Here is a 20,456-nt window from a genome sequence, read left to right on the forward strand (position 1 = left end):
AAAATTATGGCAAAAAACAGGTACATTGTTTTGCTGGACAGCCAAAACGAAAAATCGATCCGTAACGTGGAGAAAGGATTCTCCGTAAGCGTTACCTCATCGGAGTATTTATCGAAAGATAACCGCTCGTTTAACATTATCGACAATAACAATGCCGTTCTTTACAAAAACCTGGGAGTGGTAGTGGTTGACGATGTAGATGAAGAACAGCTAACCCGGTCGATAGCCGACAGTAAAAGCCCGGTTATCTATTTTGAAAAGGAAAGGGAGTTTTTTCCTGCCGATGAATTTACCTTTATTGACGATTTGAAGACAAACGTTGATCAATTGAAGAACAAAATTCTGGAACTGGAAAACTACATCCGGAGAAAACCGATTCCAAAACCGGCTGTAACGGACTTGGAGTGGGGGTTGAAAGCTATTGGAATGGGAGAAACCCAATTTTCGGGCAAAGGAATAGATGTTTGCATACTCGATACCGGATTCGATGTTTCGCATCCCGATTTTGTAGACAGGATTGTTGAAGGGAAATCCTTCATCGAAGGTGAAGATTGGGATAAAGATCCTAACGGACACGGAACACATTGTGCCGGTATTGCTTGCGGGAATGTTAGAAACGATACCGGCAAGCGGTATGGGATTGCAAAAGACAGCAACCTGAAAATAGGAAAAGTACTTTCCAACAATGGAAAGGGAACAACCAGCAGTATTATCGATGCGATTGACTGGGCTATTACTAAAAAATTCCGAATAATCTCCTTGTCCCTGGCTTCACCGGTGAAGCTGAACGAAAAGCCTTCTGTCCTTTTTGAGACTGTGGGAATCAGGGCTCTGGATAGCAATTGCCTGATTATTGCAGCTGCAGGCAATGATAGTAAAAGGCCTGCATTGCCCGTTCCGGTTTCTGCACCGGCAAACTCTCTCTCCATCATGGCTGTTGCAGCCATTGATAATCAGATGCGGGTTGCCCGGTTCTCTAACGCCGGGATCAATGCGGCTACCGGAGGCAATGTCAATGTTTGTGCGCCAGGAGTGGATGTGCTGAGTTCTTATCCGAAGAAAAGTGGAAATTCAGGAAATTATGTCTTGTTGAGTGGAACAAGTATGGCCACTCCCCATGTTTCTGGACTGGCGGCGCTTTATATGGAACAATTTCCGGATCTGAACACCCGGGAAATTTGGGAGTTACTTGAAGGCAAAGCAAAACCGATTGAAAATCTCAAATATAGGGATATCGGGAAAGGGTTGATTCAGGTTATCCAATGATAAGAATATGAAAACATACTTTGGAGTTATACAGAACGGTAGGTCTTTTAAGGAAGTTAAAATGAGATTAACCGGCTTGGGCATAAAAATAAGCAAATATTATCCAAGATTAAAGATTGTTAAGTTTGAAACTGAAAAAGAAGTTTCCGAAGCCAAATTTGATTTTTTTATTACAATAGAGGAAGAGAAAGAAGATTTCTTTATTCAATAATTTTGTGTTTTCTCCGCACATAGAGCTCCGATATTCATTGGGGCTTTTTTAATTGCTTGAAATGCAATGGTATATGAGGCAATTGAAATAATCTCCCTTCGCAGATTTATCTTTATCCAATCCAAACTTTATTCATATTTTTAGATCGTATTTAGTTGTTTATAAGTTAGTTATTCGAGAGATAATGTGTGTGGAATACAAATATGCGAAATGTTAATGCTCACTGAGTCCTAAATTTTGTGTAAATAATCCTAACGTTTTTTTCTACCTCGAATTATTTTTGTATGAGAATGGATGCATTGCCAATAAAAGGGCCCTCGATGTATCTCTTTAAAAAATTATAATGTTTAACATGCGCGATATTCTGTTGTTGGATACTTTTCAAGCCCTTTTATTATTCTTCATATAGCTTAACGGTGTCTTCGGATTTGGTTGGAAGATAAGTCCATAAGGATCTGTTCATTCTGACTGATCATCAGCACCTGTCTGTAATACCTATATTCATGTAGTAAAACAAAAAAGATAAAAACATGAAAACAGCTCTCAAAAACGAAACAAGACCGATGCGGGTGAATATGTTTTTTCTTCAAAAGGTTACCGATATTATCAACCAAAAAATATCTGACCCCGGCCTGTCTCCCGGTTCAATAGCAAAAGAGTTAAACATGAGCGTGTCTCAGCTTAATAGAAAAATTAATGCGGCTTCGGGATATTCAACCAACGCTTATATCATTCAGTTGAAAGTCAATCACGCCAAAAAACAGCTGGTTCACTTTGATAAAAATATTGGTGAAATTGCCAAGAACTGCGGTTTTATTGATCTGGCCTATTTTTCTCGTACGTTCAAAAGGCATACAGGAGTTACTCCATCACATTATCGCAATTTTGTTCAAAGAACCTGAATCGGTTGTATAAATATAAACTCTACTCTAAAATTTCCTATGTAAAAACGCCGCCAGGTGGAGGTTATCCTCTGGCGACGTTTTTTGATAGTCAAACGTTACTTCCCCAATATCTGCATGGTGTCTTTTGCGATGGTCAATTCTTCGTCGGTGGGGATGATGAGTACTTTCACTTTTGACGACGGTTTGCTGATCACAACTTCTTTCGCACGAACCGATCTGTTTAATTCTTCATCAAGTTCAATGCCCATATACTCCATGTTTTTACAAACGACACTCCGGGTAATTGCCTGGTTTTCACCAACGCCACCCGTAAATACCAAGATGTCCACTCCGCCTAAAACAGCGCTGTATGCACCTATGTATTTTTTTATGCGGTAGTCGTAAGTGTTTAGTGCCAGAATCGCTCTCGGATTGTTTTCTTTTATTCCGACCTCTATCTCACGCATATCCGATGAGATTCCTGAGATTCCCAAAACACCTGAAAATTTATTCAACAGGGTGGAAATGCCTGAAGCGCTCATGTGTTCTTTTTCCATAATATAGGATATAACCCCCGGATCCAGGTCTCCTGACCGGGTTCCCATCATCAGGCCTTCAACGGGAGTCATCCCCATACTCGTATCCACCGATTTGCCGTTTTTTATAGCCGTTATGGAAACGCCGTTACCGATATGGGCAGTGATGATTCGTTGAGATTCGTAGGGGACATTCAGGAACTCGCAGGCTCTTTTAGAAACGTACCGATGGCTCGTGCCGTGAAATCCATACCGGCGGATGCCGTATTTTTCGTAAAGCGAGTAGGGCAATCCGTAAACATAGGCATAATCGGGCATGGTCTGATGGAAGGCCGTATCAAAGACACTTACCTGTGGCGTATGGGGCAACAGTTCCTGAATGGCGTAAATACCTTTGAGGTTAGGGGGATTATGTAAGGGAGCCAACTCAATACACTCTTTCAGCATTTCTATGACCTCTTCGGTGATGAGCACGCTCTTGTTGAAACGTTCCCCGCCGTGTACCACGCGGTGTCCGACAGCATCAATTTCATCGAGTGACCGGATGCATCCGTATTTCTCACTCAACATGACACCGAAAATGTATTCAATCCCTGCACGATGCTCCAGGATTTCTCCTTCGAGCTGAACTTTCTGCCCATCGGGAAGTGTGAGTTTCAAGAATGAGCCTTTCATGCCAATCTTTTCCACACCGCCTTGTGCAATAACCTCGTTGCTTCTCATATCGAAAAGCTTGTATTTTATGGAAGAACTTCCGCAATTTAATACTAATATCTTCATTTCAACAACTTATGATTTCTGACTTTTCTCAATTAAACAACGATTTATTTTCGGAAATTACGTTTCCGTTCTCATCATAGATGTAGAAGCCCTTACTTGTCCGAACGCCAAGCTGATTGGAACGGTAAAGTTTCCACAACAACGGATTGGGTTTGTAATGTGTCTCTCCAAAATCGTTAAACATGGCTTCCATTATAGTGACAATACGTTCAATACCAATGATGTCCGCCATTCTGAAAACACCGTACCGCTGTCCGTAAATGATGGTAAACGTTTCTTCAATGCTCTGCATGCTGCTCACCCTCTCCAACAACATCTGGCAAGATTCGTTGAGCATTGTCGTCAGTAAGCGTATGCTTACATTACCGTTGCTTTCATTTATCCGGTGAGGCCGGTAATTGATAAGTTGGGCGAAAATTTCCATTCTATTGTACACCTCTTCCGATGTGTACATTCCCTTTACGATCTCGAGAATCCGGGCATCGGGATGAGATACGGGAAAATAGAGGCTGACGCAGCGCTCTTTATGAACAAGGTCAGCTGCCAATTCACTGATAATGACGGTAGGGCCGTTAGTAGCGATAATGGCATCGGGTTCCAGGATCTCATCCAGTATTTTAAAAATATTCTTTCGAACGGGTGTGCTGCGGCGTCCCGATTCTGAATATCGGGTACACTCAATGACCAGGTCGCATCCGGTAAAATCATCGTAGCTCAGTGTGGGAGTGATCCGGTTCATGATAACCTTTTTCTCCGACTGCGTCAATCCCCATTTGCTGATTTTCTGATCCATTACCCGGTTCAGTTCTTCAAAAACGATGTCGATACGTTCTTGAGATTCATCCATAAAAACCACATCCATCCCTGCCGAAGCTGTCAGGCTGATTATGGTTCGCCCTTCTTTTCCGGCCCCTACAACACCTATTCTAGAGAAGAGCGCTTTCTTCTCATGGCTTATGTTGAGTCCGTACTTCTCGATAGGTTCAATGATTAATTCACTCATTATTCTATTTTTTTGAATTCTATTTTTTTGATTTTGCAGCAATGGACTGATTCGCTGCTATGGCAACCATTTTGTAAATGTCATCAACCGAACATCCGCGGGATAAATCGTTTACCGGAGCTGCCATCCCTTGTAAAATGGGGCCAACCGCTTCGGCATTGCCTAACCGCTGGACAAGTTTGTATCCGATATTCCCGGCTTCCAACGTGGGAAAAACCAATACGTTGGCCTGCCCTGCAATCGCACTTCCGGGAGCTTTGCTTGCACCAACAGATGGAACCAGCGCAGCATCGGCTTGGAGCTCTCCGTCAATGAGCAGATCGGGAGCGATCTCTTTGGCAATGCGGGTAGCTTCCGCCACCTTATCAATCATTTCGTGCTGGGCACTTCCTTTGGTCGAAAAACTTAACATAGCCACGCGCGGTTCAACCCCAACAATGCCGCGTGCGGTTTGTGCCGATGCTATAGCAATGGATGCCAGCTCCTGTGCAGTAGGATTGGGCATGACTGCACAATCGGCAAAAATAAGGATGCCGTCTTTCCCGTATTGCGTTGTTTTCGTAAACATAATAAATGCTCCGGATACTACGCTTACTCCCGGTGATGTTTTGATGATCTGCAAAGCCGGGCGGAGCACATCGCCAGTAGTATTTTGTGCGCCGGCAATTTCGCCGTCCGCATCACCGTTTTTAATCATCAGGCATGCCAGATAGAGCGGGTCTTCCACCAAAACGGCCGCTTTCTCGGGTGTCATTCCTTTGGCCTGCCGGAGTTTCACCAACAGGTCAATGTAGGTTTGTTTTTTGTCGTGGTTCTTAGGATCGATAACGAGGGTTTTCCCAATATTTTTCAATTCAAGCTGATTAGCCAGCAAGTTAATTTCTTGCGGATCTCCGAGGAGAATTATTTCTGCCACCCCATCCCGGACAAGCTGGTCTGCAGCCTGAAGAGTGCGAGTTTCCGTCCCTTCAGGGAGAACGATTCGTTGTTTATCGGCTTTTGCACGCTCGATAATTTCGTTAATTAAGTTCATAGATTTTGTATGACGATTTGAAATTAATCATCTACAAAAGTAATAAAAAAAGCGATATGAGGCTTGCAAATGGTTAGGAGAAAATTAGCAGATTCCTTTCATTGCGTTTTCCATTTTTGTTCGAATCTCATTCGTACATAGATTTCCAATGCTTCCCGCGTGTGTGTGGTTAAGAGCAGGTTGAAAGGCAAAAGTACCTTCCTGCACCTCCAGTCCGATTTGTTTGTAAGCTTCACGGAACGGAATACCCTGTAGGACAAGTTCGTTGACTTTTTCCACCGTGAAGAGATAGCGGTATTTTTCGTCTTTCAAAATATTCTTGTTTACTGAAATATGTGAAAGCATAAAATGAGTCATTTCGAAGAGCGTGTGCAACGCTTCAAGTGCCGGAAAAAGAGTTTCTTTCAGCAATTGGAAGTCACGATGGTATCCGTGGGGCAGGTTGGTGGTCATCAGGGCGATTTCGTTGGGAAGACTTTGTAACCGATTGCTGTGCGCGCGGATAAGCTCCCAGACGTCGGGGTTCTTTTTGTGCGGCATAATACTCGATCCGGTAGTCAGGTTGTCAGGGTAGGAGATAAATCCATAATTTCCAGATAGATACATGCAGTTGTCGGCAGCCAGCTTATTAAGCGTTGATGCGAACGACGCTACGCTGAAAGCGAGGATCCTTTCGGTTTTTCCTCTTCCCATCTGTGCTGCAACCGCGTTGTAATTCAGGGTTTCGAAATCGAGTTCACGTGTGGTCATCTCTCTATCGAGCGGGAATGAACTACCGTATCCGGCAGCAGAACCGAGAGGATTCTGATTGGCAACCCGCCACGCGGAAACCAGTGTATGCATATCGTCCACGAGCGTTTCGGCGTATGCTCCGAACCACAGTCCGAAAGATGATGGCATTGCTATTTGTCCGTGGGTATATCCGGGCAGCAGGACCGATCGGTGTTTTTCACTCAGCAACTGCAATAAGTCGAAAAGCTGCAAGGCATCTGCTTTTATTTTCCGGATTTCGTCCTTGAAGAAAAGCTTCAGATCCACCAATACCTGATCGTTTCGCGAGCGCCCAGAATGGATCTTCTTCCCTGTTTCACCCAGCGTTTCGGTGAGCATTGCCTCTATTTGCGAATGGATATCTTCAGCATCGGTGTTGAGGTTGAAATTTCCTTTTTCCACTTCAGCGAGGATCTTTTGCAATTCCAGGCGCAATGTTTCTTCTTCGGTTTTTTTTAGTAATCCGATTTTTACCAACATCTTTATGTGCGCCATCGAACCCATGATATCGTATTTTGCCAGCCGCAAATCGAATTCCCGGTCCTTTCCCACCGTAAAGTTTTCTACTGACTTATCGGCATCGAAGCCTTTGTTCCAGATTTTTGCCATAGTTTCTCTTTCTAAATCTATCCGCTGATTGACGGAAGAGTTTTTTATTTGATGATTTTTGTCATTTCTTCGATAAAACGGATGTATCCGGCTATTCCGCTTTCCAGTTCGCTGACCAACACGAATTCATCGGCCTGATGGGAGCGGGCCGATTCGCCCGGACCCATTTTGATGGCCGGACAGGAAATACGCATCCAGTCCGAAGTAGTGGGGGAGACATATGTTTTCACTCCTAATTGCCCGATTGCTTTTATCAACAGGTGATCGGATGGCGTAGCCGAACTTTTGTTAGTGAGGTTTCGGGCGGAGAGTTTGCTTTTTACGTTAACCCGGAGAAGTTGCAGGATTTCCGGATTGGTGTATTGGTCGGTTGGACGGATATCCACTACAAAAGTACATTTATCCGGAACAACGTTATGTTGCGTACCGGCGGAAATCTGTGTAACGGTAAGTTTCACTTCGCCCATTGTCGGTGATATCTTGTCAAACTTAATCGATCTCATCGTCTGGATATCCTCCAGGGCGATATACAGCGCATTCACGCCCTCGTCTCTCGCCGCATGTCCGCTCACACCAGAAGCCATTCCATCGATAACCAGTAGCCCTCGCTCGGCAATGGCAGCCTGCATCCCAGTCGGTTCGCCTATAAGGGCAAAATCAATGTCCGGAAGTTCTTTTGAGAGACGAGTCATCCCGTTTGGCCCCGAATTTTCTTCTTCGCAGGATAAAACCAGCACAAGGTTAAAAGGCAGTTCCGATTCATAAAAATGCAAGAACGTTTGCAACAGACAAACTACACTTGCCCCAGCATCGTTGCTGCCTAGCCCGAAAATGTGGGTGTCGGATAAAGGCGGATTAAACGGATCGAAAGTATAGGTTGCAGCAGGCCTTACGGTATCGATATGCGAATTGAGCATTAGTGTTTGCTTCGCCATGTTGTGGTGTGGCTGACGGGCAATGATGTTGTTCCCTGACCGTTCCGTCTCTACCCCTCTTTCGGAAAGATAGCTGCACAAAAAATCACTCCGCACTTTTTCTTCGCCTGAAAAAGATTTCAGAGAAACCAATTCTTTCAGCAGGTTGGCCGAACGACGGATATATTCTTTGTTCATGGGCATCTTGACTTTTATCCAATTAACCTTGTCCCTGTTTTCTTCAGTAAATTTCTCGCATGTAGGATCACAACTTCGGATACGCCTTCCTGTATGGCGTTAAATGAATTGTCGAGCTTGGGGATCATCCCGTCGGCAATCACGCCTTGCCCTTTCAGCTGGATAAATGCTTCCCGGTTTATCAATGGGATCAGGCTGTTTTTGTCATTGATGTCCCGCAAAACACCTTCTTTTTCGAAACAGTAATACAACGTAGTGCGATAGTGCTTCGACAACGCTACGGCAAGCGATGAGGCCACTGTGTCGGCATTGGTGTTGAGCAGCGAACCGTTGCCGTCATGGGTGATTGCGCAAAAAACCGGGATAACGTCGTTTTCAATGAAAGTGGAGAGGAGTTTACCGTCCATTTTCCATGTGATGGGGTCGCCTACGAATCCGAAGTCGATGGGTTCCGGGTTCCGGCGTTCCGATGGAATACAGTTGGCATCAACTCCCGAAAGTCCGATAGCGTTGCATCCGATTTTTTGCAGGGCAGCGACGATACTTTTGTTGATCCATCCGGCATAAACCATCGTTACCAATTGCAATGTCTCGGCATCCGTAACCCGTCGGCCTTCAACCATTTTAGTCTTGATTCCCAGTCGTTCGGCCATTTTTGAAGCCATTACTCCGCCGCCGTGAACGAGCAATTTCCTTCCTTTCAACTGGTGGAAGTCATTTAGGAAACCAGTTAAAGCTTCAGGGTTATCGACAATGTTTCCGCCAATTTTTACGACAGAAAGTGAGTTGTGAAGTATCATAATGCCAGCAAGATTTCTTTCAAGACCGTTTGTGCTGAAACCACACGGTTGGCAGCTTCGGGAATGACAATCGACTGCGGACTTTCGATGACCTCATCGGTCACGATCATGTTGCGGCGTACGGGAAGGCAGTGCATAAAATAAGCATTGTTGGTAAGGGCCATTTTGGGGGTATCAACCGTCCAGGATCTGTCCGTACTTAGGATTTTTCCGTAATTCGGGTCTCGGTACGCCGCCCAGTTTTTCGCATAAATGAAGTCGGCATCCCGGTAGGCCTTTTCCTTGTCGTATTCCACGATGGCTTTGCCTACAAACTTATCGTCCAGCTCATATCCTTCCGGATGAGTGATTACAAACTCGTAATCCGTTGCGTTCATCCATTCGGCAAACGAGTTGGGGACTGCCTGGGGCAGCGCTTTCGGATGCGGTGCCCAGGTGAGGACAACCTTCGGTCGGGCCGTTTTTTTGAATTCTTCAATGGTGATAAGGTCGGCAAAACTTTGAAGCGGGTGTCGCGTGGCAGCTTCCATACTGAAAACCGGCCTCCCGGAATATTGGATAAATTGATTGATAATCACTTCGTTGTAGTCGTCCGCTTTGTTTTCAAATTGTGCAAACGAACGCACGCCGATAACGTCGCAGTACGCACCCATTACAGGAATAGCTTCGAGGATGTGTTCCGGCTTGTCGCCATCCATCACTACTCCACGCTCTGTTTCGAGCTTCCATGCCCCCTGGTTGATATCCAGCACGATAACGTTCATGCCCAGGTTTATTCCGGCTTTTTGTGTGCTTAACCGGGTGCGTAAGCTCGAATTAAAAAAGATGAGCATCAGGGTTTTGTTTTTGCCGAGATGTTGATCGACGAAAGGATTCTCTTTGACGTATCTGGCTTTTTGCAGGGCGGACGGTAAATCGCCGATATCCTGAACGCAGGTGAAATGTTTCATACCATAGACTTTTAACGTTAAACTTCCAAGAGCTTTTTTGTTTCTTTCAAAAAAATATCGATTTCTTCTTTCTTTACCGAAAGCGGGGGTAGTAAACGCATTACGTTATTTTTCGCTCCGCCTGTAAAGATATGACTTTTAAACAATAACTTGTCGCGTATATCGGAGTATTCGGGGGCTGGATCAATTCCCAGCATCAATCCCCGGCCGCGAATTTCTTTAATTCCGTTTAATTTCGATAGTTCGTCTTGCAAATAGTTACCTGCCTGGGATGCATTTTCAACCAACGCCTCGCCTTTCATCACATCCAGGACGGCTATTGCCGCAACACAGGCCAGGTGATTCCCTCCGAAAGTGGTTCCCAGCATTCCCTTTTTTGCTTCGAATTCAGGTGAGATCAACATGCCACCAATCGGAAAACCGTTACCCATTCCTTTTGCCAGGGTGATGATGTCGGGTCGGATACCGGCGTGCTGATGGGCGAAGAAACGTCCCGTGCGGCCGTATCCCGATTGAATCTCATCGAGAATAAGAACCACACGATGTTTATGGCAGGCCTTTTCAAGCTGTTGCATAAACCCGTCTTCGGGAACGAAAATTCCGGCTACGCCCTGAATTCCTTCCGCGATAACGGCTGCGACATCGCCTTTTTCCAGTTCACGCAGTATCTTGTCGGTATCGTTCAGGGGGATGAATGTTACTTCGTGCCCGGTGTTGAAAGGCGATTGGATCGACGGGTTGTCGGTTATGGCAACAGCACCCGATGTGCGTCCGTGGAACGATCCACTGAACGCGATTATTCGCTTTTTTCCCGTGTGGAAAGAGGCCAGTTTCAACGCATTTTCATTGGCTTCGGCCCCACTGTTGCAAAGAAAAAGCGAATAGTCGGGATAACCGCTTTGCTCCCCCAGCTTTTCGGCAAGCTCTGTTTGCAGGCTGTTGATAACGGAATTGGAATAAAACCCGATTTTTGCTGCCTGGTCCTGAATGGCTTTTACGTAAGCAGGATGGGAATGGCCGATGGAAATCACGGCGTGCCCCCCGTAAAAATCGAGGTATTCCACACCGTTCCTGTCCCATACGCGGCAACCCTTTGCGCGGACAGGTTCAATATTCCACAAAGAATATACGTCAAACAGATTCATTTTAATTGTGAATTATTAATTATTTGATAGCAGACTTCAGACACCAGACATACAAAAATCTTAAAGTCTGGCTTCAGTCGGCAGAGCGAATCAAAATACGCTTCCTTTTAATCTTAATCCCATGGTCTCATCCAGCCCGAACATCAGGTTCATATTCTGTACTGCTTGTCCTGATGCTCCCTTCAACAGGTTGTCAAGAACAGAAGTTATGTGAATATATCCGTTGTGAAATCCGATGTGAAGCAGGCATTTATTGGTGTTTACCACTTCTTTCAGGCTGATTGGCTCATCCGAAACGAAAACAAAAGGCGAGGTCTTGTAATACTCCTTGTAGTAATTGATCACTTCGGTTTCGGACATCAGGTTATCCCACCGGGTGTACACACTGGCGAAAATCCCCCGGGTAAAATCACCGCGCATGGGAATCCACTGTATGGGTGGCAGCACCTTGTTTCCGGCAGCTTTTAACGTTCGTTCAATTTCCGCTAAATGCTGGTGGGTAAAAGGTTTGTAAACGGAGATATTGTTGTCCCGATAACTGAAATGCGTGGTGCCCACAGGCTTTTTTCCGGCACCGGTCGATCCGGTGATGGCATGTACGTGAATGTCGTCCGTCAACTTATTCAACGCTGCCAGCGGCAGCAAAGCCAACATGATTGACGAGGAAAAACACCCCGGATTGGCCACGCTGTTTGCTTTGCGGATTTGTTCCCGATTGAGTTCGCATAACCCGAAAACAAAATTCCGCTCACCAAACACCGGATCGTTGCGAAAATCATTTCCCAGGTCAATTACCTTGCAAGCCGCAGGGATATCATTCTCGTTAAGAAAGGCACGTGAAAGTCCGTGGCCGAGGCAAAGAAAAATGACATCCGGATGTCCGGTATTGTCGGAAAACGTTATGTCGGTTTCGCCCAATAAGTCACGGTGTATACCGGCAACCGGCATTCCGGCGGAGCTCGAACTGATTACCGACTCTAACGTCACCCCGGGATGATTCAGCAGGATACGGAGCAGTTCGCCGGCAGTGTAGCCGGTCCCTCCGGCAATGGATACTTTAATCATTTTATCGATTAAGACTATTTATGAATTGTATAATATATCTTCAACGGATTCGAAATTACCTTGGTAAAACCAATGACGTCTTGTCCGGTAAACGATTTGTTCACTTCACCATACTCTCCGAAAACCGGATTCATCAAATCGTAATCCGTGCTGCAAGCCAATACCGAGAAATGGTAAGGACGAAGCTCTACATCCACTTCACCCGTAACAAACTGCTGGGTGTCATCCAAAAACGTTTCAATATTGCGCATAACGGGTTCCAGGTACTGGGCTTCATGCATCAACTGCCCGTACCAGTTCGATAGCTGATCTTTCCAATAGAGTTGTTGCTTAGTAAGCACGTGCTTTTCCAACAAGTGGTGTGCTTTTACCAGAATCAGGGGTGCCGGAGCTTCGAAGGCAACCCTTCCCTTTGTTCCGATAATGGTGTCGCCTACATGAACGTCCCTGCCAATACCGAATCGGGATGCCCATTTGTGCAGTGTGCGGATAACGTTTACGGGTGACATTTTCTCACCGTTCAGGGAAACCGGTTCTCCTTTTTCAAAACCAATCTTTATTCGCTCCACGCCGTGATCAGAGACTTGTGAGGGGTAGGCTTCTTCGGGAAGAATGCCTGATGACTTCAACGTTTCAACGCCACCAACACTTGTTCCCCACAACCCCTGGTTGATGGAATATTTCGATTTTTCCCAAGAAAAATTAAATCCGTTCGATTTCAGGTAATCAATTTCTTCCTGACGCGATAACCCTAACTCCCGGATAGGAGCGATAATCTTTACATCGGGAGCCAACACTTCAAAAACCAGGTCGAAGCGTACCTGATCATTCCCGGCACCGGTACTTCCGTGGGCAACATATTCGGCACCGATTTTTTTTACGTGTTCCAGCACCGATAGGGCCTGGAAGAAACGTTCGGAACTGACAGAAAGAGGGTAGGTGTTGTTTTTAAGAATATTGCCGAAAATCAGATACCTGATGCCTTTTTCGTAATAATCGTTTACGGCATCAATTGTTGTATGGGATAACGCTCCCAGGATCTTGGAACGCTCTTCAATGCCTTTCAGCTCTTGGTCTGAAAAACCGCCAGTGTTGACAATTACTGTATGTACCTCCAAATTGCGTTTGTTGATAAGATACGGCACACAAAATGAAGTGTCGAGACCGCCGCTGAATGCCAAAACTACTTTTTGTTTCATATATTTTAGGCTTTTTGGTTACCTGTTGTTGGCTATTGGCCCTGCATTGAACCGGAGAGGCGAACAGCAAATAACCGTGATTATTATTTTTTATACATTTTATTCGGAGCTTTCTTCTTTATGATCGGTTTCACTACTTTTTTTGCAAACGAACTGGCTGCAACTTCTTTCTGTGCCGGATCGTACAATAGCCCTGTGCAAAGGCACATTTTGTAGTTGTTGCGTTGAAGAATATCGAAATTCCGGCAACCCTGACAACCTTTCCAGAATTCTTCATCGTCGGTAAGCTCGGAAAAGGTTACCGGCTTAAAGCCCAGTTCAGTGTTCATCTTCATTACTGCCAGTCCGGTAGTAATGCTGAATATTTTAGCGTGTGGAAATAGCTTCCTGGAAAGATCAAAAATTTTTCGTTTTATTTTCCGGGCTAACCCCATGTTCCGATAATCGGGATGCACAACAAGTCCCGAGTTGGCAACAAACCGCTGGTGGCTGAACGTCTCAATATAGGCGAACCCCACTAGCTTATCCCCATCCAGCGCTATGACCGCCTTGCCGGCATTTATTTTTTCCGCGACGTACTCTGCGCTCCGTTTGGCAATACCTGTACCGCGTGCCTGAGCCGATTCGTATATTAAATCACACACTTCCTGTGCGTATTTTGCGTAAGCGGAAGTAGCTATATAAATTTCCACATCCATTTTGTGTAATAAAATTTTTTATAAATGATAAATAAAAGAAGGATTTACTTGTACGGTTGCAACGTAATAGGGTTGATTTTTACGGCTATAACCTAAAATCCGTAAAAACCGGAAGGGTTAGTGGCATCGTCGGACTAAATCCATAACGATGTATCTGGGAACGATATGTGTTAGTAATACTTTCATTGGATGTGCAAAAGTAACACTTATATTTAATAAAAACGAGAAAACGACAGGAAATTTCATCTAAAAAAATAAAATAGAAATTCTTGCCAAATTATTAAAAAAAAGCGTAAAGAGTGTTTACAAATGATGGGTTGTTTTTTGATTTCCCTATTTTTGTAAAATGATGTGAGTGATTTTTATGTCATTTGCAGTGAGTTACACATCGGAAAAATCAAGAACAAAAATGAATTACAAGAGTTATACCCGACACAATTTTACAGAGTTACCACAGATATCCAACCTATCATCCGAACAAATTGAAGCCATTCGGGTGGTAGGAAATGTTCTTCCCTTCAAGTCGAACAACTATGTAGTAGAGCAACTGATCGATTGGAACAATATACCCGACGATCCCATTTTTACGCTTACTTTCCCGAGAAAAGAGATGTTGTCGAAACAACATTACGATAAAGTGACAAATTTATTGCAATCAGGAGCAGATCCGCGGGTTGTTAAAAATGAGATAAACAAAATCAGACTGAAGTTAAATCCGAATCCGGCAGGACAGGAGAGCAACATTCCTCTGTTTGAAGGGGAGAAGCTGCACGGAATCCAGCATAAATACCGGGAAACAGTGTTGTTTTTCCCTAGCCAGGGACAAACTTGTCACGCTTATTGCACGTTTTGTTTTCGCTGGCCGCAATTTACAGGAATGAGCGAACTAAAATTTGCGATGAAGGAAGCCGCTCTGCTTCACAAATACCTGCTTAAACACCCTAAAGTTTCTGATGTGCTGTTTACCGGGGGAGATCCTTTAACGGCAAATGCAAGAATTTTATCGGCTTACATAGAACCGCTTTTATCGAAAGAGTTTAGCCATATACAAAACATACGGGTTGGTTCTAAATCACTTGCTTACTGGCCCTACCGGTTTTTGACGGATAAAGATGCCGACGACCTTCTTTTTTTATTCGAAAAAGTAAATAGAGCAGGCAAGCACCTGGCATTTCAGGCACACTTCAATCATCCCGATGAATTAATGACAGATGCTGTTAGGCGGGCGATTGAGCGGATACGGAATACCGGAACGCAGATCCGGACTCAATCACCGTTGTTACGAAACATCAATGATAATCCGGAAACCTGGTCGAAGATGTGGAAAGAGCAGGTCCGTTTGGGGCTTGTCCCGTATTATATGTTTGTTGCCCGTGATACCGGCTCGAAAGCGTTTTTTGAAGTCCCTCTGGCAAGGGCTTGGAATATCTTCAGGAAGGCTTATACGAACGTAAGCGGAATTGCCCGAACGGTTAGGGGTCCAAGCATGAGTTGCGGTCCCGGCAAGGTCCAAGTCCTGGGAGTAGCTGAAGTGAAAGGGGAGAAAGTATTTGTTCTCCGGTTTCTACAGTGCCGCAATCCCCACCTGGTGGATGTCCCTTTTTTTGCAAAATACAGCGCTTCAGCTACGTGGTTTGATGATCTTAAACCGGCTTTCGGTGAGAAAGAATTTTTCTTTGAGGAGGAAAAATTACCGGGAAAAGGAGACAGAGGCAGTACATTTTTGTGGGAATGATTAGGCTTTCACTGCTTCTGGTTCCACTTCAAATAAACATCCGCCACCGATGGATGCACTTCTTTCCTTAACATGTCGACCAATTCATTATCTTTCATCTCCTGTTGATGTTCTTTTAACGCTATCCAAAGTTCTTTAACTACTCTGCTGCCTCCGGCATTGTAAATTTGCTTCGCAGCGTGGTGAAAATTACTTTGATACCATCCGTAGTTTTTGCTAGTCATGCCTTTCCCCGCGTCATCGTAATTGTTTTCAAAGTCGACCAGGGAGGTGTAGCGGTATTCCGATGAACCCGCACCGATAACCATCTCCGGAAAAGTTTCCAAAGCAGGCAGAAGCTCAGGTTGTTTTTCCGCGACAAAAGAGTGTAGCATAATATTGACAAACAATTCACTCAGCCATTTTCTATGCATTTTTAACCCGGCTTGGGCGTGATAGGAATGGCCCATCTCGTGTAAGGCCAAGAGGTCGAAAAAAGGTTGCATGCTGTAGCTCCCATCGGTTTGGCGATAGGCATTCTGGATGCGCTCAACCAATGCTGGAGGCAATTGTTCCAATGATGGCAAGAAACTTTTCCAGAACGGATTATCTTCCGATGCCACAGCCAACCGGTAATAATCCAAGTTGTGTGGCATTCCATAAACAGGAAATCTGGCGTATTGTTCCCAGTGTTGCGGGGCGAGTATGAAAAGTGTTGTCTTTGGCGTGAAAGCGATCTCTTTCCTGAAATAAGAAACAGCGTTTTCTATAAAGGCGGCTATTTTGTCTGCCCTTTCCTTACAGCCGGGACTGAAATAATATGTTTGAGAATAGCCTGTTAATTGCTCCAGGGGTAAGTTCTTGTGTTCCTGGCTTTTGTTTTCCTGAGCAGTTGATAAACTGCAAATTAACCACAGTATGGATGCGACATAAGTTGAAATTTTCATTTAATTACAGTTTAAAGGGGATGTTAATTTCAACAAATATAGATGCTGCACCAGCCGTGTGCATAGTAAAAAATCGACACTTTAAAAGTTCAGGTCTTTTTGCATTTTAATAGCGGTATTCCGGAGTTGTTTTTCAATTTCTGACGGATTTGCCCCGGCAAAAATTTTGAAATCTTTTATCAGGTGCATCTGATCGTAGTAGCCCGATTTGTACGCGATACTTATCCAATCCATTTCGGGAAATGCTTCGTGTAGCCTGTAAGCCTTCGAAAATTTCAGGATCCGTGCATAACTCTTGGGATTCATTCCGATTCTTTCTTTACACTTTCTTTCGAATTGTTTGATGCTCAGACAAGATAGCGACGCTGTTTTTGTGATGCTTAAATTACCGTCGTTTATGTACAGCGCACGTAAGGCTTTATCGAAAGGTTGCTGTTTATTAATACTGTGCAACCGTTCCAACAGAAAGTTTTCCACAAGCCTTTTCCCAACCTCCAAGTCAGTAATTTCAGATAGTTGTTCAGTTAAGATTTTCATTTTTGATCCGAAAAGATCCCCTGCATTAAAACCTTCGTCAAGTAGTTCATACATCGGAACTTTTAGTATCCGGAACATTGCACCGGGTAGAAAATCCACGCGAATTGCTTTTAATCGGTTGTGCACTTTGATATTTACACGTGAAACTTGTGGGCCTAACAAGACACTCAAAGGTTGTTGGGTGAATTCAACCTCTCTGTTTTTATTCATTGAAATCGGATTTCTGCAATAAAAAATCAATGATTGGTAGGGAGTGGGAGGGTAGGGCGATACCGCACTCCGGGTTCCAATGGGCAGATGAGCTTCTACCGTGGAAATATTTAATACAACTTCTTGTAAGGCCGTATGCGGTATGAATGTTTTCATTTTCCTTTTTTATTACCGTCGTTTTGTCTTAGGTAAATGATATTTACTTTCCGTATAGTTATTTAAAATGATTCTATATTATATCTTTGCAAATATACTATAAGAATAGCCGAATGATACCCAACGAGATTTTTTTTTCCGAAAACAGTGCTTGTTGTTTTTTTGATGATCAATCAACTTTAGCATGTATTACGATGGCAACTATTTCCCGGGGCCGGGTAATTTCGGAAAGCATGCGTCGACCATAATCAGGAAGATGGATTTCTAACAAGGAGAATTATTCCCGGAGTACTCATTTTTTCAACAAAAAACAGAACGTTTTATTTAATTAACATAGAATTATGGGAATTATTGCTTATTTTGCTTTTTCAATTGGGAGATTATTAAATGGGCAAAATTATTGCATTGGCAAATCAGAAAGGTGGCGTGGGAAAAACCACTACTACTATTAATCTAGCAGCATCGTTGGCTGCTTTGGAAAAGAATGTGCTTGTTGTGGATGCCGATCCTCAGGCGAATGCTTCGTCGGGATTGGGTATTGATATTCGGACGTTGAAATACACGATTTACGAGGGGCTTATCGGCAAATGTAAGCCAGCTGACGCAGTGATGAAAACACCTTTTGAGAATATCGACATTCTTCCCTCACACATTAACCTGGTAGGAGCAGAGTTGGAGATGGTCCAGATGGAAAATCGTGAAAGGCGTTTGCGCGATCTGCTGAATCCGCTGCGGGCCACTTACGATTATATCCTTATCGATTGCTCCCCGTCGCTTGGTATTATAACTGTGAACGCTTTGACAGCTTCGGATTCCGTTATTATCCCCGTTCAATGTGAATATTTTGCCCTGGAAGGGTTGAGTAAGTTGCTGAACACCATCAAGATAATCAAATCGAAACTGAATACAAGCCTCGAGATTGAAGGTTTTGTGCTTACCATGTACGATTCCCGCCTGCGTTTACATAATCAAATATACGAAGAGGTAAAGAGCCACTTTAAGGAACTTGTCTTTAATACGGTTATTCAGCGAAACATCACGCTCAGTGAATCGCAGAGCCATGCTAAACCGGCGCTAATGTACGATGCCGGATCACGGGGAGCCATTAACCATATGCAGTTGGCACAGGAATTAATCGAGAAAAATGTTTAACTTTGTAATAAGAAGATTGATTAAAGATCGAAAATAGATTGATGCGGATTAACTGCTCTCAGCTTATCTCCGTTCAATCTCATTCAGTCTCGACGAAGTTTCAATCTCCATTCAATCTATAGATTATGGCAAAAAAAAACGCACTAGGAAGAGGCTTAGACGCACTTATTACTTTTAGTGAAGTTGAATCGCAAGGCTCTACGTCCATCAGTGAGGTAGAACTTTCGAAAATGTTTCCTAATCCCGACCAGCCCCGGCGTGTTTTCGATGAGGAGTCTCTTGAAGAGCTGGCTACATCCATTCGGAAAATAGGGCTCATTCAGCCGGTAACGTTGCGGCATGAGGGTGATGACTCTTACCAGATCATTGCCGGGGAACGCAGATACAGAGCCTCGTTGATGGCCGGCTTGACTTCTATCCCTGCGTACATAAAAGCTGCGGATGACGACGAGTTGATGGAGATGGCACTGGTTGAAAATATTCAGCGCGAAGACCTTAACTCCATCGAAATAGCTCTGGCTTATCAAAACCTTATTGATTCACTTTCGCTTACCCAGGAACAATTGAGCGATCGAGTGGGGAAAAAACGGGCAACCATTACCAACTACCTGAGATTGCTGAAACTCCCTGCCGAAGTACAAATGGGAGTGAAGGACAAAAAAATAGATATGGGCCATGCACGAGCATTGGTTACTATGAACGATCCGGTGGCACAGCTCTCCCTATACAACCTTATCCTGGAAGATGGATTATCGGTCAGAAGCGTGGAGAAAATTGTCCGTGAGTATGCTGAAGGAAAACCGTTGAATGAAAAATCTGGCAAAAAGAATGGTAAGAACCGGGAGAATCGTTCGGGAAGTTCCTTTGTCGATGATTTTGATGCGTTGAAGCAACACCTTTCCAACTATTTTAAAACCGATGTTCAATTCAACTGCAACAAAAACGGCAAGGGGAAAATTACGATCCCCTTTTCCTCTGCTAAAGATTTGGAACGGATTATCGGTATGTTTGATACAATGAAGAAGTAACGTTTATGCTGAAATACCGGAACATTGTTTGTTTAATATTCATCAGTGCCGCCTTTCAGTTAACAGCGCAGCAAAACACGGTTCCACAGCACCCTGACTCCATTAAAGTTGTTTCTCTCCCAGACACCATCATAGGGGAAAAAACGTTCAAACCCGATCCAAAGAAAGCCGTGATATATTCGGCCATTTTTCCGGGATTGGGGCAGATATACAACAGAAAGTACTGGAAATTGCCCATACTTTACGGTGGGTTTGTAGGGCTTTCATACGCTATATCCTGGAATAACAGCCATTATCAGGATTATTTTGATGCACAAAGGGCCTTGCTGGACGATGATCCGACCAATGATCATGTTTGGGGGAACATGTTGCCCTACGGAATGGACCCGGAAACAGCAGACAAGAATTGGTTTTCCGGAGTGTTGAAAGACAGAAAAAACTACTTCAGGTATTACCGGGATTTCAGTATAATTTTAACCGTGGCACTTTATGGGCTTGGGATTGTGGATGCCTACGTAGATGCACAATTATTTGAATTTGATGTGAGCCCCGATCTTTCGATGCGTGTGGAGCCGGTAATTTTCAAAAAGGCAGATTCAAATTACCTGGCGGATTCTTACGGATTTAGATGCAGTTTTAGTTTTTAAGAT

Annotated in this window: 20 protein-coding genes; 7 read left to right on the plus strand and 13 right to left on the minus strand. The window is 44.2% G+C overall.

Features of this window, described 5'->3' with window-relative positions; translation table 11 throughout:
- Positions 1 to 6: 6 nt before the first annotated feature.
- From AACM02_RS04430 to AACM02_RS04440, 3 genes are all read left to right on the plus strand, one after another.
- On the plus strand, positions 7 to 1,266 hold the full coding sequence (locus AACM02_RS04430; protein ID WP_339116178.1) for a S8 family serine peptidase: 1,260 nt from the start codon (positions 7 to 9) through the stop codon (positions 1,264 to 1,266).
- A 7-nt stretch (positions 1,267 to 1,273) separates the two neighbouring features.
- Positions 1,274 to 1,477, plus strand: a complete 204-nt coding sequence (locus tag AACM02_RS04435; protein ID WP_339116179.1) for a hypothetical protein — start codon at positions 1,274 to 1,276, stop codon at positions 1,475 to 1,477.
- A 530-nt stretch (positions 1,478 to 2,007) separates the two neighbouring features.
- Complete coding sequence (locus AACM02_RS04440) at positions 2,008 to 2,379, plus strand: AraC family transcriptional regulator (RefSeq protein WP_332456618.1); 372 nt, start codon at positions 2,008 to 2,010, stop codon at positions 2,377 to 2,379.
- A 98-nt stretch (positions 2,380 to 2,477) separates the two neighbouring features.
- Here the strand turns inward: AACM02_RS04440 and AACM02_RS04445 are convergent, their stop codons facing one another.
- The 11 genes from AACM02_RS04445 to AACM02_RS04495 form a co-directional block, all read right to left on the minus strand.
- The gene (locus AACM02_RS04445) at positions 2,478 to 3,677 is read right to left on the minus strand and encodes an acetate kinase (protein WP_332456617.1); all 1,200 of its coding nucleotides are present in this window, start codon (positions 3,675 to 3,677) and stop codon (positions 2,478 to 2,480) included.
- 28 nt (positions 3,678 to 3,705) lie between these two features.
- Positions 3,706 to 4,680, minus strand: coding sequence for a 3-hydroxyacyl-CoA dehydrogenase family protein (locus AACM02_RS04450; protein WP_332456616.1), 975 nt, complete (start codon positions 4,678 to 4,680; stop codon positions 3,706 to 3,708).
- 19 nt (positions 4,681 to 4,699) lie between these two features.
- A complete protein-coding gene (pta, locus tag AACM02_RS04455) occupies positions 4,700 to 5,713 on the minus strand; it encodes a phosphate acetyltransferase (RefSeq protein WP_332456615.1) in 1,014 nt (337 codons plus the stop codon).
- 84 nt (positions 5,714 to 5,797) lie between these two features.
- A complete protein-coding gene (gene argH / locus AACM02_RS04460) occupies positions 5,798 to 7,093 on the minus strand; it encodes an argininosuccinate lyase (protein ID WP_339116180.1) in 1,296 nt (431 codons plus the stop codon).
- A 44-nt stretch (positions 7,094 to 7,137) separates the two neighbouring features.
- The gene (locus tag AACM02_RS04465; RefSeq protein WP_339116181.1) at positions 7,138 to 8,205 is read right to left on the minus strand and encodes a M20/M25/M40 family metallo-hydrolase; all 1,068 of its coding nucleotides are present in this window, start codon (positions 8,203 to 8,205) and stop codon (positions 7,138 to 7,140) included.
- Between the two features lie 14 nt (positions 8,206 to 8,219).
- Complete coding sequence (argB, locus tag AACM02_RS04470; protein ID WP_214062068.1) at positions 8,220 to 9,005, minus strand: acetylglutamate kinase; 786 nt, start codon at positions 9,003 to 9,005, stop codon at positions 8,220 to 8,222.
- On the minus strand, positions 9,002 to 9,955 hold the full coding sequence (locus AACM02_RS04475; RefSeq protein ID WP_339116182.1) for an N-acetylornithine carbamoyltransferase: 954 nt from the start codon (positions 9,953 to 9,955) through the stop codon (positions 9,002 to 9,004). The genes argB and AACM02_RS04475 overlap by 4 nt, the downstream gene beginning before the upstream one ends.
- A 17-nt stretch (positions 9,956 to 9,972) precedes the next feature.
- A complete protein-coding gene (locus tag AACM02_RS04480; protein ID WP_339116183.1) occupies positions 9,973 to 11,100 on the minus strand; it encodes an aspartate aminotransferase family protein in 1,128 nt (375 codons plus the stop codon).
- A gap of 90 nt (positions 11,101 to 11,190) precedes the next feature.
- Entirely contained in the window at positions 11,191 to 12,165 is a 975-nt protein-coding gene (argC, locus tag AACM02_RS04485) for an N-acetyl-gamma-glutamyl-phosphate reductase (protein ID WP_332456611.1), read from the minus strand.
- 14 nt (positions 12,166 to 12,179) lie between these two features.
- Positions 12,180 to 13,364, minus strand: a complete 1,185-nt coding sequence (argG, locus tag AACM02_RS04490; RefSeq protein ID WP_332456610.1) for an argininosuccinate synthase — start codon at positions 13,362 to 13,364, stop codon at positions 12,180 to 12,182.
- Between the two features lie 83 nt (positions 13,365 to 13,447).
- Positions 13,448 to 14,062 (minus strand): GNAT family N-acetyltransferase, encoded by a 615-nt coding sequence (locus tag AACM02_RS04495; RefSeq protein ID WP_339116184.1) that lies wholly within the window; start codon positions 14,060 to 14,062, stop codon positions 13,448 to 13,450.
- Positions 14,063 to 14,471: 409 nt separating this feature from the next.
- On the opposite strand from AACM02_RS04495, the gene AACM02_RS04500 reads away from it, so the two are divergent.
- Complete coding sequence (locus AACM02_RS04500; protein ID WP_339116185.1) at positions 14,472 to 15,797, plus strand: lysine 2,3-aminomutase; 1,326 nt, start codon at positions 14,472 to 14,474, stop codon at positions 15,795 to 15,797.
- A gap of 8 nt (positions 15,798 to 15,805) precedes the next feature.
- On the opposite strand, the gene AACM02_RS04505 is transcribed toward AACM02_RS04500, so the two are convergent.
- Positions 15,806 to 16,723 (minus strand): hypothetical protein, encoded by a 918-nt coding sequence (locus AACM02_RS04505; protein WP_339116186.1) that lies wholly within the window; start codon positions 16,721 to 16,723, stop codon positions 15,806 to 15,808.
- 81 nt (positions 16,724 to 16,804) lie between these two features.
- A complete protein-coding gene (locus AACM02_RS04510; RefSeq protein ID WP_332456606.1) occupies positions 16,805 to 17,626 on the minus strand; it encodes an AraC family transcriptional regulator in 822 nt (273 codons plus the stop codon).
- Positions 17,627 to 18,013: 387 nt separating this feature from the next.
- Between AACM02_RS04510 and AACM02_RS04515 the strand changes: the two genes are divergently transcribed.
- The 3 genes from AACM02_RS04515 to AACM02_RS04525 all read left to right on the plus strand — a co-directional run bounded on the left by AACM02_RS04515 (position 18,014) and on the right by AACM02_RS04525 (position 20,453).
- On the plus strand, positions 18,014 to 18,778 hold the full coding sequence (locus AACM02_RS04515) for a ParA family protein (protein WP_332456605.1): 765 nt from the start codon (positions 18,014 to 18,016) through the stop codon (positions 18,776 to 18,778).
- Positions 18,779 to 18,903: 125 nt separating this feature from the next.
- Positions 18,904 to 19,806 (plus strand): ParB/RepB/Spo0J family partition protein, encoded by a 903-nt coding sequence (locus AACM02_RS04520; protein ID WP_332456604.1) that lies wholly within the window; start codon positions 18,904 to 18,906, stop codon positions 19,804 to 19,806.
- 5 nt (positions 19,807 to 19,811) lie between these two features.
- On the plus strand, positions 19,812 to 20,453 hold the full coding sequence (locus tag AACM02_RS04525; RefSeq protein ID WP_339116187.1) for a DUF5683 domain-containing protein: 642 nt from the start codon (positions 19,812 to 19,814) through the stop codon (positions 20,451 to 20,453).
- Positions 20,454 to 20,456 lie beyond the last annotated feature (3 nt).

Source organism: Petrimonas sp., from assembly GCF_963921705.1.
Classification (GTDB): Bacteria; Bacteroidota; Bacteroidia; order Bacteroidales; family Dysgonomonadaceae; genus Petrimonas; species Petrimonas sulfuriphila.

Bases quoted from the DNA above. Each gene is read 5' to 3' on its own strand.
- AACM02_RS04430 (WP_339116178.1), top strand. From the start codon at position 7: ATGGCAAAAAACAGGTACATTGTTTTGCTGGACAGCCAAAACGAAAAA.
- AACM02_RS04435 (WP_339116179.1), top strand. From the start codon at position 1,274: ATGAAAACATACTTTGGAGTTATACAGAACGGTAGGTCTTTTAAGGAA.
- AACM02_RS04440 (WP_332456618.1), top strand. From the start codon at position 2,008: ATGAAAACAGCTCTCAAAAACGAAACAAGACCGATGCGGGTGAATATG.
- AACM02_RS04445 (WP_332456617.1), bottom strand. From the start codon at position 3,677: ATGAAGATATTAGTATTAAATTGCGGAAGTTCTTCCATAAAATACAAG.
- AACM02_RS04450 (WP_332456616.1), bottom strand. From the start codon at position 4,680: ATGAGTGAATTAATCATTGAACCTATCGAGAAGTACGGACTCAACATA.
- pta (WP_332456615.1), bottom strand. From the start codon at position 5,713: ATGAACTTAATTAACGAAATTATCGAGCGTGCAAAAGCCGATAAACAA.
- argH (WP_339116180.1), bottom strand. From the start codon at position 7,093: ATGGCAAAAATCTGGAACAAAGGCTTCGATGCCGATAAGTCAGTAGAA.
- AACM02_RS04465 (WP_339116181.1), bottom strand. From the start codon at position 8,205: ATGAACAAAGAATATATCCGTCGTTCGGCCAACCTGCTGAAAGAATTG.
- argB (WP_214062068.1), bottom strand. From the start codon at position 9,005: ATGATACTTCACAACTCACTTTCTGTCGTAAAAATTGGCGGAAACATT.
- AACM02_RS04475 (WP_339116182.1), bottom strand. From the start codon at position 9,955: ATGAAACATTTCACCTGCGTTCAGGATATCGGCGATTTACCGTCCGCC.
- AACM02_RS04480 (WP_339116183.1), bottom strand. From the start codon at position 11,100: ATGAATCTGTTTGACGTATATTCTTTGTGGAATATTGAACCTGTCCGC.
- argC (WP_332456611.1), bottom strand. From the start codon at position 12,165: ATGATTAAAGTATCCATTGCCGGAGGGACCGGCTACACTGCCGGCGAA.
- argG (WP_332456610.1), bottom strand. From the start codon at position 13,364: ATGAAACAAAAAGTAGTTTTGGCATTCAGCGGCGGTCTCGACACTTCA.
- AACM02_RS04495 (WP_339116184.1), bottom strand. From the start codon at position 14,062: ATGGATGTGGAAATTTATATAGCTACTTCCGCTTACGCAAAATACGCA.
- AACM02_RS04500 (WP_339116185.1), top strand. From the start codon at position 14,472: ATGAATTACAAGAGTTATACCCGACACAATTTTACAGAGTTACCACAG.
- AACM02_RS04505 (WP_339116186.1), bottom strand. From the start codon at position 16,723: ATGAAAATTTCAACTTATGTCGCATCCATACTGTGGTTAATTTGCAGT.
- AACM02_RS04510 (WP_332456606.1), bottom strand. From the start codon at position 17,626: ATGAAAACATTCATACCGCATACGGCCTTACAAGAAGTTGTATTAAAT.
- AACM02_RS04515 (WP_332456605.1), top strand. From the start codon at position 18,014: ATGGGCAAAATTATTGCATTGGCAAATCAGAAAGGTGGCGTGGGAAAA.
- AACM02_RS04520 (WP_332456604.1), top strand. From the start codon at position 18,904: ATGGCAAAAAAAAACGCACTAGGAAGAGGCTTAGACGCACTTATTACT.
- AACM02_RS04525 (WP_339116187.1), top strand. From the start codon at position 19,812: ATGCTGAAATACCGGAACATTGTTTGTTTAATATTCATCAGTGCCGCC.